Annotated in this window: 14 protein-coding genes; 12 read left to right on the forward strand and 2 right to left on the reverse strand. The window is 35.3% G+C overall.

Annotated elements, in window-relative coordinates; translation table 11 throughout:
- Positions 1 to 36 precede the first annotated feature (36 nt).
- From NST49_RS04825 to NST49_RS04860, 8 genes are all read left to right on the forward strand, one after another.
- The gene (locus tag NST49_RS04825) at positions 37 to 2142 is read left to right on the forward strand and encodes a BglG family transcription antiterminator (protein ID WP_341047335.1); all 2106 of its coding nucleotides are present in this window, start codon (positions 37 to 39) and stop codon (positions 2140 to 2142) included.
- Positions 2143 to 2162: 20 nt separating this feature from the next.
- On the forward strand, positions 2163 to 2606 hold the full coding sequence (locus NST49_RS04830) for a PTS sugar transporter subunit IIA (protein WP_251165710.1): 444 nt from the start codon (positions 2163 to 2165) through the stop codon (positions 2604 to 2606).
- Positions 2607 to 2829: 223 nt separating this feature from the next.
- Positions 2830 to 3066 carry a hypothetical protein gene (locus tag NST49_RS04835; RefSeq protein WP_023179144.1) on the forward strand — a complete coding sequence of 79 codons (237 nt, stop codon included), beginning with the start codon at positions 2830 to 2832 and terminating at the stop codon, positions 3064 to 3066.
- A gap of 30 nt (positions 3067 to 3096) precedes the next feature.
- Positions 3097 to 3408, forward strand: coding sequence for a hypothetical protein (locus NST49_RS04840; RefSeq protein WP_251165709.1), 312 nt, complete (start codon positions 3097 to 3099; stop codon positions 3406 to 3408).
- Between the two features lie 403 nt (positions 3409 to 3811).
- Positions 3812 to 4738 carry a metallophosphoesterase gene (locus NST49_RS04845; RefSeq protein WP_187948517.1) on the forward strand — a complete coding sequence of 309 codons (927 nt, stop codon included), beginning with the start codon at positions 3812 to 3814 and terminating at the stop codon, positions 4736 to 4738.
- 183 nt (positions 4739 to 4921) lie between these two features.
- Positions 4922 to 6613: an IS1182 family transposase gene (locus NST49_RS04850; protein WP_341047338.1), complete on the forward strand. Its 1692-nt coding sequence runs from the start codon at positions 4922 to 4924 to the stop codon at positions 6611 to 6613.
- 33 nt (positions 6614 to 6646) lie between these two features.
- A complete protein-coding gene (locus tag NST49_RS04855) occupies positions 6647 to 6877 on the forward strand; it encodes a hypothetical protein (RefSeq protein WP_187948515.1) in 231 nt (76 codons plus the stop codon).
- A gap of 39 nt (positions 6878 to 6916) precedes the next feature.
- The gene (locus NST49_RS04860; RefSeq protein WP_341047339.1) at positions 6917 to 7360 is read left to right on the forward strand and encodes a class A sortase; all 444 of its coding nucleotides are present in this window, start codon (positions 6917 to 6919) and stop codon (positions 7358 to 7360) included.
- 139 nt (positions 7361 to 7499) lie between these two features.
- Here NST49_RS04860 and NST49_RS04865 read toward each other — a convergent pair whose 3' ends face one another.
- Positions 7500 to 8387 (reverse strand): fructose bisphosphate aldolase, encoded by an 888-nt coding sequence (locus NST49_RS04865; RefSeq protein ID WP_034537577.1) that lies wholly within the window; start codon positions 8385 to 8387, stop codon positions 7500 to 7502.
- Positions 8388 to 8590: 203 nt separating this feature from the next.
- Here NST49_RS04865 and NST49_RS04870 point away from each other — a divergent pair, with 203 nt between their 5' ends.
- From NST49_RS04870 to NST49_RS04885, 4 genes are all read left to right on the forward strand, one after another.
- Complete coding sequence (locus NST49_RS04870) at positions 8591 to 10027, forward strand: MDR family MFS transporter (RefSeq protein ID WP_341047342.1); 1437 nt, start codon at positions 8591 to 8593, stop codon at positions 10025 to 10027.
- 182 nt (positions 10028 to 10209) lie between these two features.
- Entirely contained in the window at positions 10210 to 10431 is a 222-nt protein-coding gene (locus NST49_RS04875) for a heavy-metal-associated domain-containing protein (protein WP_023179139.1), read from the forward strand.
- A 432-nt stretch (positions 10432 to 10863) separates the two neighbouring features.
- Positions 10864 to 12771, forward strand: a complete 1908-nt coding sequence (locus NST49_RS04880) for a heavy metal translocating P-type ATPase (protein WP_023179138.1) — start codon at positions 10864 to 10866, stop codon at positions 12769 to 12771.
- Between the two features lie 93 nt (positions 12772 to 12864).
- The gene (locus NST49_RS04885) at positions 12865 to 13359 is read left to right on the forward strand and encodes a Dps family protein (RefSeq protein WP_341047344.1); all 495 of its coding nucleotides are present in this window, start codon (positions 12865 to 12867) and stop codon (positions 13357 to 13359) included.
- 545 nt (positions 13360 to 13904) lie between these two features.
- Here NST49_RS04885 and NST49_RS04890 read toward each other — a convergent pair.
- Positions 13905 to 15482 carry a bifunctional metallophosphatase/5'-nucleotidase gene (locus NST49_RS04890; protein ID WP_341047345.1) on the reverse strand — a complete coding sequence of 526 codons (1578 nt, stop codon included), beginning with the start codon at positions 15480 to 15482 and terminating at the stop codon, positions 13905 to 13907.
- Positions 15483 to 15491: the final 9 nt, after the last annotated feature.

The raw sequence follows: 15491 nt of genomic DNA on the forward strand, positions 1-15491 counted from the left end.
AGTAAGGAAAAAAGAGAGTAGGAACGAGGGAAAGAAATGTATTTTTCAATAAAGGAAAAGCAGCTATTGGAATTGCTTTTACTGAATAAAACAGGAATTTCTTTGGAGGTCTTGGCTAGAGAAATGGAAGTGAGCAGTCGAACAATTTACCGCGAACTGTCCATAGCTGAAGACACGTTGTCTCTTTATCAGATTGCTCTTAATAAAAAGTTAGGTACTGGTTTTTATTTAAGTGGTGAAAGAGAAGAATTAAAGCGATTGAAAAAAGATTTATTGAATACAGATCTTATCTTTGACTCGAAAGATCGTCAGAGTTACCTGATTTGCCAGTTGCTGCTGACAAAAGACAACGTTAAATTAATAGGATTGGCACAAGATTTTAATGTCAGTCTAGGAACAATTAACAATGATTTAACCAAAATAGCTGAAATCATTGAAGGATTTCAAATGACTTTGCAACGAGGAAAAGGCAAATCTGTTTCCATTAAAAGCGATGAAGAATCTTTGAGACTGATAGTTAGTAGCATCATTACTAGCAAGTTGAATGAATATGAGTTTCTTAATTTTTTTCAAAACGAGTACAATGAGGAGCATTTTGAGAGAGTAAAGAAGACTAGAATGCCTTTTTTATCATTTCTAACCTATCGGTATTTTAAAATAGCAACTCAAGTTACCTTTCGGATGAAGCAACACTTTTTTGAAGATATATCAAATAGTGGACTAATGCAATTTATCGTTATTTTAACATTGATTATTATGCGTTTGTCAGAAGAGAATCAGCTGAATGACATTCATTTTGAAGAAAAAGAAAATTCTATTCTCACTAAAGACATAACGGATTATGTGATTGAAGATATTTTTCAAGAAACAGAGTTGCAATTTTCAAGATTAGAACGAAGCTTTTTAAAAAAGGCTGTAAATGGTGTGCGTTTTTTTCAAAAACAAGATTTGTTTTCGGCAGACTATAATATGGAACTAACTTATCAAGTTAAAGATTTTATTCACCTAGTTGAAACAGAAGTTCATTGGAAATTTAGCAAAGATCATACACTTTTTTCTGGTTTGTTGTCACATATGGAATCTTTACTGAATCGTACGATTACGCAAGTTCTTCAAGTAGAAGATAGTTTGTATGCAACTATTCGGGAACGCTATCCCGAAATTTATAAAGGTGTAGTAACAGGGTTAGCCGGTGTCTTTCCAAATAAACGTTTTTCAGAAAATGATTATATTTATCTGGTTATTCACTTTGCTTCTTCCTGGGAAAATGACAAAAAAATATACGGATTAAAAGCGATGGTCATTTGTTCCAGCGGAATCGGAACCTCGAGGATATTAGAAAACCGATTGAACAAAAATTTTTCTGAGTTGAAAGAAGTAACAGTTGTTTCTCTTTCTGAGGTGAATGACTATGAGTTAAAAGACTTTGATTTTATCTTTTCAACTATTTTCTTGCCGCAATTTTCGGTACGTTACCACTTGATCACGCCGATGCTTTTGAGTGAAGAATTAGTTAAGATTAAAGGATTAATAGATGAATGTATTGATCAAAAAAAGCATTATACATTAACCGATTCAATAAAAGAAATAAACAAACAGAGTAACGAAACGTTGCCCGCAGAAAGAACATTAAAGGAAATTCATCATCTATCCAAAACAGCATTAGGTATTTTAAATTATTTCTCCATTGAGCCTGTTGTGGGAAATCAGCCGTTAGAAGAAACACTTTTATGGATTTGCCGCCAACTACAAGATATTGGCGTTTTAATAGAAGCTGAAAATGTGCAACAAAAGTTAATTGAACGAGTAAATATTGCTCCGGTAGGAATACCTGGGACTCAAATGGGACTTTTTCATGTGAGAAATATTGATGTTGCTTCCAGTTATTTTGGGATCTATGAATTAGAACAAGAGGTACCCATCGTAGGAATCGACAGGAAAGATATGGTCTTGAAAAGAATATTGATAATGGTCGCACCTTACCCGTTAAATGTAATTGAACGTGAATTGTTAGGCTTGGTTAGTAGTATGGTAATCGAAAATGACAGTACCACAGCTTTATTTGACAAGGGCGAGGAAGAAGCGGTACGAAAGAAGATTGAAAAGGAATTTAAAGCCTATGTATTAAAAAAGACTCATTAAAAATAGAGGAGTGAATGGAAATGGCAGAATTAACAAAAGAGTTGATTGAATTAGGAGCAACAGCAAAAAACAAAGAAGAAGCTATTCGTTTAGTAGGTAATTTATTGGTTGAAAGCGGAGCAGTAAATAAAGATTATATTGAGAGCATGTTGGAAAGAGAAAAGACTGTATCTACTTACATGGGAAATTTTATCGCTATTCCCCATGGGACTGATAGTTCAAAAAAAGATATCTACAAAACAGCCATTTCGGTAGCAACCTTCCCAGATGGGATCGATTTTAGTGAAACAAGCGATGAAAACAAAGTCTTTGTTTTATTTGGAATCGCAGGTAAAGGCGACGAACACTTAGACTTATTGTCGTCTATTGCTATCTTTTGTTCAGAAATTGAAAATGTGCAAAAATTGATTGAAGCTGATACACCAGAAGAAGTGATTGAATTATTGAAAACAGCAAATGAATAAGGTTTAATCGAAAAGAGTAAGGGAATAAACATTCAGTAATTGAGAAAAATAGGACATAAAAAGCTATGAGACGAGTTTATTTAAAACTTACCTCATAGTTTTTTTGTAGAGTTTAAACGGTTGTCGAGAGTATAAAATTTAAAATAAAGGAGCTTAAAAGAATACTTGTAGTTGACTAACTGAACATATGTTCGTATAATTTGAGAGAGATGAGGTGATCAATATGGAAAAAGGAATGTGCTTAAAAGGTTCAGTAGAAAAAATTAAAGTTTTAAAATTAGAAGAGGCTCCTTTGGTACGGTTTACATTAACCGTAAACGAGGCATGTAAGGAAAACTGTCTGATTAAGTCAAATGCTCTTAATTTTCTTTATTTGGTCACCGAAGGAAAAACAATCGTCCTATTTGGCAAGAGAAATAAACGGAATCAATTTGTTGTACAAAAATACCACATAGTATAAAACTCATACTTCAGAAAGAAGGGGATAAGAATGAAAGTTTTAAAAGAAGGTATGTGGAAGAGACCATTAGAAGCAGCAGATTTATTGGAAAGAAAAGGATGCGACAATTTTACATTGCTGGAAGACAATATAAAAACGGGTGGACGATTGTATGAAATTTGGTGGTATTCCTATCAAGATAAAAATCATATTCTAGCAAAGGGTAAACTGTTTCCTTATCCATTGCATTTTTTTTTATTAGAAAAAGGCGATACATTTGAAGTAACCCACTTTAAACAGTACATAGAAACAGGAAAAATAAAAGAACAAGATTCCGTGCTATTTAAGCAAATTGGTTTTTGAGATATAGTAGAAGTAAAGAGGGAGAAAAGAAAGGTACGAGGCTAGAATAAAAGTTTCAGCAATAAAAAAAGCGTTCATTTGTGAAAAATGAACGCTTTTTTGTCTTTATAGTAAGTAATAAAGTAACTTTTCAGTTAAATTACTTTTGTCGATTAATTGGAGTATGTTATTTTATATCTATACTCGATTATTCATACTAAAATATATCCAAAAAGAATACGTGATACTAAATGCTTTTTGTCCCAAATTTTCAACTTATTGATTTTTAAATAATGTAATTGATGGTGAACAGAAAGTAGAAAGCAATTATTTTTTAAACTAGACCAGATAAAGTATACTGATAATAAGAATAACTATTCAGTTGCTTATGCAAAAAATTGTCAATTAATTATGGGGTGAAAAGATGTTCACAGACAAACGTTTAACCGAAGCATACAAGAAGGCTAGAGTAGAAGAATTTGACGAAAATTCAAAATATATTTTCTTTAGTGATGTCCATCGAGGCAATGGAAATATCTCAGATGAATTCACTCGAAACCGCAATATCTTTCTTCACGCTTTAAAGCATTACTATAAAAACGGTTTTACTTATGTGGAAGCTGGCGATGGAGATGAACTGTTAGAATACTCTGATTTTACTTATACCAAAAATGCACATGATGAAGTGTTCGATATGATCAAAAAATTTTTTGATGATGATCGTTTAATAAAATTGTATGGCAATCACGATATTGCTTTAAAAAATCCTGAATTTGTTGAAAAGAACTATTATACAAATTACGATGAATACACAGAAGAATTTTTTGATTTTTTAAAAGGTCTTCAGCCCATTGAGGCACTCGTACTGAGATATAAAAAAACAGGACAAGAAATTTTAACCGTACACGGTCATCAAGGTGATGCACCGAATGATCAATTTGCCTTTTTTACGATGTTATCTTTGAAATTCTTTTGGCGTTTTCTACATGGATTTGGGATTCGAAACCCATCAAGTCCAGTAAAAAATGTCACTAAAAGACATAAAATTGAGAAAAACTTCAATAAATGGATTCGCAAAAATAAAATCATGCTTATTTGCGGCCATACTCACCGATTTAAATATCCGAAAGATAAAGAGCTTCCGTATTTTAATACTGGTTGTTGCGTTTATCCAACAATTATTACAGGAATTGAAATATCTGAAGGGCAAGTCCGGCTCGTACGTTGGGAGACTAAGGTGAGTAAAAAAGGGGTTTTAACGATTGAAAAAGATACAATGAGAGGACCAGAACCAATCGAGGAATTTGATATGCGATTGGAAGGCTGGAATAAAAATAATAGTACGATATAAATCTAATTAATTTAAAAATTACATCCATAGTAAAGGGGCTGGGGAAAAACTCAGTCTCTGAATAAAGAAAATCCCCAACTCTTTCATTTTGAAGGAGTTGGGGATTTTTATCGTTTTAAAAGACACAGTGAGCCAAATACCTTATAATTTAAGTACGACCAAAAACCAAAGGAGTGACTCACCATGTATCAAAATTATAACACAATGGAAACGGCCTTAACACTACAATTGGATTTTACAATCCCGAATGATCATGAAGCCCGCCTCATTAGCCGTTTTGTCGATTCTATTCCTTCGGAATTTCTTCTTGAAGAGACGTCTCATACGGGACGCCCTGCCTTTCATCCCGCCATGCTTTTAAAGATGTGTTTGTTTGCCTATAGTCGCACAACCTTTTCTGGACGCAAAATGGAACGGATGAATGAAGAATCCATTCCTATGAAGTGGTTAACGGGCGATACTTCTGTTAGCTACAAGACAATCAACAACTTCCGTTCAAGCGAGCACGCATCAAAACTCATCAAGTATGCATTCATTCTTTTCACAACACTCTTAAGTGACAACGGCTTGATTCACGAAGACGCGCTCTATATCGATGGTACAAAGATACAAGCCGATGCAAATATTTATAGTTTCACTTGGAAGAAAGCAATCGAACGCTATGAAGCAAAACTCAATGCCAACGTTTCGGAATTGTATGATGAACTCATCCAGGCAAAAGTAAACCTCGCTTTATCGGAAGAGACATTAAAAACGTCGGAAGGCATTGAAGAAATAATCGTTTCCCTGGACAAAGAACTTGTGGCCGTTGAAGCTGCGATTACAGAAGAAAAAATGATTCCCAAAGGTGGTTCGGAACAGAAGCGACGTCGTCGCATCCTCAAGAAACATCGGAATAAATGCGAAAAAGATTTCTTGCCGCGTAAGCAACGCTATGAAGAAGCAAACGCCACATTTGAAGGCCGCAACAGTTTCTCAAAAACAGATACAGACGCAACGTTCATGTGCATGAAAGAAGATCCGATGAAGAACCGTGAGTTAAAACCGGGTTATAATTTTCAAGTCGCATCGAGCAATCAGTTTGTTATTGCCTATGATATTTTTTCCAATCCGACGGATACACGCACGTTTATCCCTTTTTTAGAATCCATTCAAACGTTAGACTTATTTAAATACATCGCCGCAGACGCCGGTTATGGCAGTGAAGAAAATTACGAGGCGGTTATGGATACCTTTCAGAAAGTACCGCTCATCCCATACGGCATGTATCAGAAAGAGAACAGTAAAGCCTATCGCTCGAATCCTAAACACCGCGCCAACTGGGATTATGACGAGATTGAAGATGCTTATACGGATTTAGACGACGTCCGTTTTAGTTTCTCACATTATAGTACGCAAAATGATAAGAATGGTTTCCGCAGACAATTTAAAGTATACAAGGCTGATGTGGAACAACTGGACGAGACACGCAAGCAACTAGCCAAGACACCCAAAGGTGCCCAACGCCAGACAGCGGTCAACTATAACTGGGAATACTTCAAGCAGCATGCAAAAGAGAACCTTGAAAGCGATCGTGGCAAAGCCATCTACGCACAACGAAAAGTTGACGTAGAAACTGTTTTTGGTCGTATGAAAGGTGTATTTGGCATGCGCAGAACCCATGTCAGAGGCAAGCAAGCCGTTCACAATGACATCGGGATCATGCTTATGAGCATGAATCTTACAAAACTAGCCCTTGAGGCTAGAAGAAAAGCGGATGCTTTTTACAAAAAATCAGTCAAAAATAAAAATCGCAATGAAACAATCAGAATTTTGATTATTTCATTACGATTTTTTTATTTGAGGCTAGTTTTTTCCCAGCCCCTTTTTAATTGATTAGCATAGAAGAAAAAGCAGATAAGGGTAAATATGAAAAAGAGAGAAACAAGAGGAAAAAAGAAGATAGGACTCAATTTATTATGGGGTATACTTCTTGTCATCGGCTTACTGTTAGTATTTAGTGATCCTATCAAAAATTGGTTAGTAGCGATGGACTCAGAAAACTTAACGATCAATGCTATGGACGCAACTACGATCGAAAAAAATCAACAAAAAAAGGCTTCTTTCGAATTTGAAGAAGTCCAACTGTTGGATCTTTAAACAGTAGCTTTAGCCCGTTTTAATAGCGATCAAATAAATGTGATAGGCGGTATTAGTATACCTAGTGTCAATTTGAACTTACCAGTTGGAAAAGGGACGTCTGAGTATACGTTAGCTTTGACAGCTGGAACCATGAAAGAAGATCAAATAATGGGAGAACGAAATTATGCATTGGCCGGCCACCACATGAAGCGGTCAGAATTACTGTTTAGCCCGTTATATAAAGTTGAATTAGGAGATACAATTTATTTAACAGACTTAAAGTCAGTTTATGAGTATGAAGTGATAGAACAACGGACGATTGAAGCAACCAAAGTCAGTGTATTAGATGATATTCCAGGTGAAACGACCTTAACACTGATTACTTGTGATGATGATGGAGTAACCAGATTATTAACAAAAGCCGAATTTATCAATAAAGTTCCTGTAGAAAAAGCATCTGCAGAGATGACAGAAGCTTTCGACTTAAAAATAAATAATTAGTAATAGTAGTAGAATAAAATTTTTTTGATTTTTCATATAAATAGGAGTACACTATTATAAGTGAAAACACAACGTATAAGAGGGAGAGCTTCTCCTTATTATACGTTGTGTTTATTATATTGTCTCATACCACTTGATACTAAGCGATTGAGGCATCGTAGATTTGTTTAATGGACTCTTTTAGTAAGTCGTTGTATTCATCATCTGATTGACTAGCACTTAACCCTTCAGATAAAGCTCTTGAAAAACTAGCAATTAGTCCGTGATTATGTGTTAAAGCTTCATTAGCTTTTTCACGTGTATAACCACCAGAGAGAGCAACTACTCTTATCACTCTAGGATGATTGATCAATTCTTTATAGAAATTATCAATTGTCGGAATAGAGAGTTTTAACATAACATTATCTGATTCACTTAAGTTATCTAGTTGAGTCAAAATTGCATCTTTTAAAAGAGCTTCAGATTTTTCCTTATCTTTACTGTTAATATCCACTTCTGGTTCAATAATTGGCACAAGTCCTGCTGAGATAATTTGTTTGCCGACTTCAAATTGTTGGTCAACAACTTTTTTTATAGCTTCAGGATTGGCTTCTTTAATTAATGAACGCATTTTTGTTCCAAAAATATGGCGTTCATTTGCTCTTTTCAATAATTCATCTAAGTCAGGGTTAGGTTTCATTAACTGAACACCGTCAGTTTCTTCTGCTAATCCTTTATCGACTTTTAAGAAAGGGACAACGCCTTTCTTCTCCCATAAATAATCGGCTGTATAAAGGTCTTCGACTTTGCGATCCATTGTTTGTTCAAATAAAATAGCCCCTAAGATTGAATCAGAATTAAAAGCAGGAGAAGTCATAAGACGAGTTCGCATTTCGTGAACCAGGTCAAACATTTCATCTTCACCTGAATAGGCATCTGGTGCAATGCCGTAAAGTTGTAAAGCTGTTGGTGTACTTCCACCGCTTTGGTCCAGTGCTGCAATAAAACCTTGTTCATTTTTCATTCGTTCAAATTGTTCTTTTTGCATAATTTCAGCTCCTTAGATTATTTTTTAGAACAATAAATAGGAAAGCTCAACCCATTGAATGGGCAATGAACCTTTCATTAATTAGTATAGCACTCAATGTTTTAAATTGAAAAAATAAGCTATTATAGGGCACTTTTCTTTCGAATGATTGGTTAATAGAGGAAAAGCAATAGGTTATAAAGATAAATAAAGGAGAGAACTAAATGATTCAAGAAGAAAATAAAAATATGTCATTTACCCAGATTATATCTATTTTAGGTGTTATTTTGATGGGGTCATTCGTGACCATATTAAATCAAACACTTATGAGTACGGCTTTACCCAGTATTATGAAAGAATTTTCGATTACTGCTACTCAAGGTCAATGGTTAACAACTGCTTATATGTTGATTAATGGAATCATGGTACCTATTACGGCGTACCTTGTAAACCGATTTACAACACGGCAATTGTATCTTTTTTCAATGATCGTGTTTTCAATCGGTACACTCGTGGCGGCTATTTCCAGCGTTTATGGAGTATTGATTACTGGACGCATGATTCAGGCAATAGGAGCAGGAATTATTTTACCATTACAAATGATTGTCGTGTTGTATCTTTTTCCAATTGAAAAAAGAGGTTCAGCAATGGGGTTGATTGGTTTAGCAATGAACTTCGCTCCAGCAATTGGGCCAACATTCTCTGGATGGGTAGTGCAAAATTACCACTGGAATATGTTGTTCTACTTTATCTTACCATTCGCCATTTTAGATGTTGTCGTTGCCTTCTTCGTCTTGAAGAATGTTGGTGAAGTAGGTCGCCCTAAATTAGATTTGATCAGTGTCATCTATTCAACATTAGGTTTTGGCGGTCTATTATTCGGTCTTAGCAATGCATCTTCACATGATTTCATGAGTATTAATGTAGCTTTGCCTTTAATTGTTGGAATTGTTGCTTTAATTCTACTGGTTAACCGCTGTAATCATTCAGAAGAACCTTTATTAAACTTTAGTATTTTTAAATATAGAGGATACCGCTTGAATATTATTATTTCATTCGTATTGACTGCTGGAATGTACGGAGCTATAATCTTATTGCCAATTTACTTTCAAACAATACGCGGAATGACACCGATGGAATCAGGAATGATTCTTTTGCCAGGTTCACTCGTTATGGCTGCTATGAGCCCTATCACTGGTAGAATGTTTGATAAATATGGTTCTAAAAAATTAGCTATGAGTGGATTAATATTGGTAACAGTTGGAACTTTTGTTATTGGTTTAATAAATATTAATACACCTATCTATATTATTGTAATACTGCAAATGGTTCGTACGTTAGGTTTTGCGTTAACGTTGATGCCAATTCAAACAGCAGCGTTCAATGCTGTCCCTCTAGAATTAGCTTCACATGCTGCAGCAATGTTTAATACTCAACGCCAATTAGCTGGATCAATGGGAACAGCTTTGTTTGTTGTTGTGATGATGCTTGTTTCTCAAAATAAACTAGCAGAACATGTTACAGGACAAATAGCTGATTTAGCTGGTTTTCAAATGGTCTTTAAATTAGTTGGACTACTATCATTAGTAGCTTTCATTATGACATTGTTTATCAAAGAGAAACCATATTTACCTAAAAGAGAACTAGTCGAAAATAATTAAATCTTACTAAAAAGCCCAAGAAATCATCATGATGATTTCTTGGGCTTTTTCTATTGGGCAATGAAATGGTAACTGCTCATGTAGTTAAATTGGAATTTTTTTTAAAACTTGATAAGAGTCAAATTTTTTACTTTGGGAAGGTACTATACTATGTGTAACAAATCAAAAGGAGGAATTAACTGATGAATAAAGCTATTTACCAATTGGAGCCATTAACTTGCCCAAGCTGTATCAAAAAAATTGAGAGTACTTTAAATAAAACTGAAGGTGTAGAGTCAGCTAAGGTGTTATTTAATTCAAGTAAAGTAAAAACGCAATTTGATGAAACTAAAATTGAAGGCGATAGAATACAGAGAATCATTGTGAAACTAGGTTATTCAGTATTGTCTACAAAAACATCTTAAGGATGAATGAGATCATGACAAAAGAATTCTGTCTTCTATAAGTTGGAATTATTTTGGTAAAAAATAATGAAATAAAGGAGAATAGCATGAAAATGATAGTAGGAACCATTAATCCGCACGCTTTAGAAATTGGGCCTATTCGAATTCATTGGTAGGAAGTGATTATTGCTGCAGCCATCTTCATAGCCATTTCTTTAAGTTCCAAATAAGCAAAAAAGAAAGGATAAGAGAAAGACGTTATTATTGATATGGCTTGGTTCGGATAATCTTTTTATCATTTAGTTGATTTCTTGATGACGGTCAATTTAACTTTTTCAAAGTAATAGTAAAGTAAGTGCATAAGGAACAAACGAAAAGAAAGGAGTTAACTACACGTTAAAAGTTATGACTTAATCAGACAGTACTTTACCATAAAAAATAGGAGGAATTAAAATGATTGCCCATATAAATAAGCACAAAAACCACATTACTTTAGTTTCAGGTATTCTAATCGCTTCTGGGTTTATTATTGGATTCATGGGAAACATCAATTTTAAAGATAGTGCTTTAATTATAGCTACCCTTGTTGCTAGTGTTCCTATCTTCATCAAAGCCATTCAAGCACTGCGCATGAAAGCTTTTAGCATTGACTTACTTGTAAGCATTGCCGTTATAGGAGCATTATATATTGGAGAATATACAGAATCTTCTATTGTAACTTTTTTGTTCTTGTTTGGAGATTATTTAGAAATGAGAACTTTGGAGAAAACCCGTTCTTCATTAAGAGAACTAGTTGATATGGCTCCTCAAGAAGCATCTATTCTGCGTATAGACGGCAAAATAGAAACGATTCCCGTTGAAGATGTTGAAGAAGGTGATCGTGTCGTTATTCATCCAGGAGGAAAAATTCCTGTTGACGGTAAAATCGTATCTGGCAAAGCTTCAATCAATGAAGCCGCAATCACGGGAGAATCTGTACCAGTTTCAAAATCAATGAATGATAAAGTTTTTAGTGGAACCATTATAGATACTGGCTACCTCGAAATAATTGCTGAAAGAGTTGGGGATGATACAACATTTGCTAAAATCATTGAACTCGTGGAAGAAGCGCAAGAATCAAAATCCAAAGCAGAAAAATTTTTAGATAAATTTGCCAATATTTACACACCGGCAGTTGTGGTGTTATCCATACTTGTTTATGTCATTACGAGTGATTTGCATTTGGCTATCACTTTCTTGGTGATTGCTTGTCCGGGTGCTTTAGTTATTGGAGCTCCAGTGTCAAATGTTGCGGGTATCGGAAATGGTGCAAAAAACGGTGTATTGATCAAAGGCGGAGAAATTATGGATAAATTCTCTAAAGTAGATACGCTGGTATTTGATAAAACCGGTACATTAACCAAAGGGAAACCGGAAGTAACCGATATTCATACATTCAATAACACTAATGCCAAAAAATTATTAGAATTGGTTGCTAAAGCCGAAACGATTTCAGAACACCACTTAGGACAAACAATCGTGAAAGAAGCTCAATCTCGCGGCTTAGACTTTTCGGCTATGGAAATTAAAGACGGTGAAGCGATTAAAGGAAATGGAATTAAAGCTGTTGTAAATAACCAGTACGTTATAGCTGGGAACCGTAAATTAATGAAAACAGAAAATATTACTATTCCAACAAGTGCTGAAACGTACGCAGTCAAACGTGAAAAAGCCGGCAATTCAGCTGTCTTTATTGCACTAGAAGGACAACTAGCAGGAATAGTCTCCATTGCCGATCAAATTCGTGACGATGCAGAAATAGCTTTAGCTCAAATGAGAGAAAATGGCATTAAAAAAATCGTTATGTTAACGGGAGACAACAAACACACTGCAGAAGCTGTTGCTAAAGCATTAGGATTAGATGAATTTCATGCTGAATTGTTGCCGGAAAACAAAGTAGAATATGTGAAACAACTGAAAGAATCTGGCCATATTGTTGCTATGGCAGGAGATGGAATCAACGACGCTCCGGCAATCGCTACTGCCGATATTGGATTAGCAATGGGTGAAGGCGGAACAGATATTTCTATGGAGACCGCAGATGTGGTTTTAATGGCAGACAAATTGATGCAATTCTCGCATGCTTATTCATTAGCTAAAGCAACAACTCGTAATATGAAACAAAACATTTTTATTGCTGTGGGAGTTGTAGCTATTCTACTAACCGGTGTTTTAATGGGAAGTGTTCATCTAGCATCCGGAATGTTTATCCATGAAGCAAGTGTACTGGTGGTTATTTTAAATGCAATGCGTTTGATCCACTTTAACCGTAAAAAGATGCAAGCAGCCAAGGAAATGAGCACAGTTCCTGTCCATGTTTAATTTGTTTAAAGGATTTTCATTTGAAAGGAGTGATGAGGTAAAGAAGTTAGGCAGGAAGAATAAAAACAATATTTATTTTAGGAGGAATAAACAATGTCAGAAGAACATGGCCATCACAATCCAACTTCAGCAGCAATGACGAATCATATCATTGCCAACCAAGGTATACTACAAATCAAGCTACATCAATATCATTGGTATGTAAAAGGACCAAACTTCTTTACCTTGCATGAAAAATTTGAAGAATTATACACTGAAAATACTCAGTATTATGATAAAATTGCTGAACGTTTAATTGCATCAGGAGCAAAACCATTTTCAACAGCAGAACAATACATTCAATATTCATTTGTACAAGAAGCTGCTTCAGGAAAATACTTGTCCGCAGAAGAAATGGTGGAAAACTTAGTTGATGATTATCGTACAACCCGTGATGTCGCCGGTCGTGCCATTACGTTGACACAAAATGAAAATGATACTGTATTGGAAGATCTGTTAATTGACTACAAAAGCTATTTAGATAAAACAATTTGGATGCTGCAAGCATTCCTTGGAAAAAATGCTCTTGACGGCGAAGAGGATGACTAGAGTGTATTTTAAAACTAATTCATCAAGAGGAAAATAGTTGCTAAATAGACAAAGACTAAATAAAATATTGCAATAGGTCTCTCCATTGCTTATTCGATAGTGAGAAGGAAAATTACTGACAGGTTCAACGTAGAATTTTATTTGAGTTGGCATAACGACCCTTAATTCGACTAACTCAGAGTCATTTTCTATTTGAGTTGATGTAACGAGGCTTAATTCGATTAACTCAGAGCCATTTTCTATTTGAGTTGACGTAATAAGCTTTAATTCGATCAACTCAGAGTCATTTTCTATTTGAGTTGATGCAACAAGCCTTAATTCGATTAACTCAGAGCCATTTTCTATTTGAGTTAACGTAATGAGCCTTAATTCGATTAACTCAGAGTCGTTTTCTATTTGAGTTGACGTAATGAGCCTTAATTCAATCAACTCAAAACTGTTTTTCGTTTGAGCAGACGCAATAAGCCCTGTTTTGACTAGCTCAGAATAGTATTCTAATTTTATTAACACAAAAGGAATAGGATAATTATCCCATTCCTTTTGTGTTAATTGACATGCAGTTCTTTTTTTGATTGTATGACTTGGAAATTATTAAACGTATCTGGAGTGATCCTATCGTGTTTTTTAAAGTAATCTGCAATTAGTTCAGTCATATCAACTGTTATTTCACGTATGATTTTATCAGCGCTAAACATATCGTAATTTCCGCCGCCGACTGCCCGATATTGGTTGATGACGACCTCTAACTCATCATTCTCTTGAATGGGCTTGCCACTGTAAGTGAATTGGCTAATTCGTTTGCCGACTGGAAACGAAACGTCGATGATATAATCGATCCCAGCATACATATCGTAATTGTATTGCTGAGCTTTCGGATACATAAAATCTGAACTGACTTCATATTGCCCACTTGGCGATAAGCTAAAGTAACTGGCTGATTTTTCTAGAGCTTGTCGCAAATCAGATCCAGTTACTCGTACGACTGCAAGAGTATTAGGGTAAATATAATTAGTGACGATATCACGCATGGTTACAGTCGGTCCAAAACCTTTGCTGTCATTTGTAAAAAGGGCAGTTCCAGAAATCGTTGTTCCAGTGGCCTCCATTTGAACTTTATGAATGAAATCAATATAAGGATGGCCAGCTAAACGAACTTGAAAAGGGTCCCCAATCCACATATTCCCATCAATCGTTCCAATATTTTGGTCTAACCAATCTTCAATTTCTTCTTGAAAGGTATTGAATGTTTCTTCCATAGTGGGGTTAGCCTTAGTCTCATTAACGGAAAGAAGTTCAGCTTTTTTCGAAAGAATAACAGATTTTCCGTCTTGTTTTTCTACCGTCAGACAGACTTTTCCTAGTTTATGACCTTTGTCTCCAGGTTGAGTAATAGCAACAGAAGAATCGACTGTTGCGATTTCTCGGTGTTGGTGTCCTGTTAGTAAGACGTCTATACCTGAAACCTTATTCAAAAGTTCGTATCCTTCGTTTTCACCAGTTAAAGCTTCAGTCGGTTCACCGGTAGTTAAGTCTTTTTCAAAACCTCCGTGGTAACTCACGATGACAACATCAGCCAGTTCCCGCAATTTAGGTACATATTCTTTTGCACATGCTGTGGCGGATTGAAACGTTAAACCGTTGATAGACGCAGGTTGTTCCCAATTTGGAATGTATTGGGTAGTTAGACCGAGTAAGGCTACAGTTAGGTCATCAAATGCGAACAACTCATAGGCTTTTCCAAATGCAGGCTGTCCTTGGTCATTTAAGATATTGGCGCATAAAACAGGATAATCAAGTGCCTCAACTGATTCGTCCAAATACTCTTTTCCATAGTTGAATTCATGATTGCCTATGATACCTGCATCGAATCCAATCTGGTTTAGGAGAGAAGTATAAATCAATGGTTGTTGTTTTTGTTTGGCTGTGTAGTAAGTCAAAGGGGAGCCTTGCAAAAAGTCGCCATTATCGATCACAAGAACGGGGTCCGTTTCTGCGGCTTTGATTTCATTGATCAGTGAACTAATTTTTAATAAACCAAAAGGCAAGTCTTGCTTTCTTTTTTTGTAATCTGTGGGGTAAATATACCCATGAATATCACTTGTGGATAATATGGTTAATTTCACATCTAAAAC

This window comes from Carnobacterium sp. FSL W8-0810, from assembly GCF_038007125.1.
GTDB lineage: Bacteria > Bacillota > Bacilli > Lactobacillales > Carnobacteriaceae > Carnobacterium_B > Carnobacterium_B inhibens.

Bases quoted from the DNA above. Each gene is read 5' to 3' on its own strand.
- NST49_RS04825 (WP_341047335.1), top strand. From the start codon at position 37: ATGTATTTTTCAATAAAGGAAAAGCAGCTATTGGAATTGCTTTTACTG.
- NST49_RS04830 (WP_251165710.1), top strand. From the start codon at position 2,163: ATGGCAGAATTAACAAAAGAGTTGATTGAATTAGGAGCAACAGCAAAA.
- NST49_RS04835 (WP_023179144.1), top strand. From the start codon at position 2,830: ATGGAAAAAGGAATGTGCTTAAAAGGTTCAGTAGAAAAAATTAAAGTT.
- NST49_RS04840 (WP_251165709.1), top strand. From the start codon at position 3,097: ATGAAAGTTTTAAAAGAAGGTATGTGGAAGAGACCATTAGAAGCAGCA.
- NST49_RS04845 (WP_187948517.1), top strand. From the start codon at position 3,812: ATGTTCACAGACAAACGTTTAACCGAAGCATACAAGAAGGCTAGAGTA.
- NST49_RS04850 (WP_341047338.1), top strand. From the start codon at position 4,922: ATGTATCAAAATTATAACACAATGGAAACGGCCTTAACACTACAATTG.
- NST49_RS04855 (WP_187948515.1), top strand. From the start codon at position 6,647: ATGAAAAAGAGAGAAACAAGAGGAAAAAAGAAGATAGGACTCAATTTA.
- NST49_RS04865 (WP_034537577.1), bottom strand. From the start codon at position 8,387: ATGCAAAAAGAACAATTTGAACGAATGAAAAATGAACAAGGTTTTATT.
- NST49_RS04870 (WP_341047342.1), top strand. From the start codon at position 8,591: ATGATTCAAGAAGAAAATAAAAATATGTCATTTACCCAGATTATATCT.
- NST49_RS04875 (WP_023179139.1), top strand. From the start codon at position 10,210: ATGAATAAAGCTATTTACCAATTGGAGCCATTAACTTGCCCAAGCTGT.
- NST49_RS04880 (WP_023179138.1), top strand. From the start codon at position 10,864: ATGATTGCCCATATAAATAAGCACAAAAACCACATTACTTTAGTTTCA.
- NST49_RS04885 (WP_341047344.1), top strand. From the start codon at position 12,865: ATGTCAGAAGAACATGGCCATCACAATCCAACTTCAGCAGCAATGACG.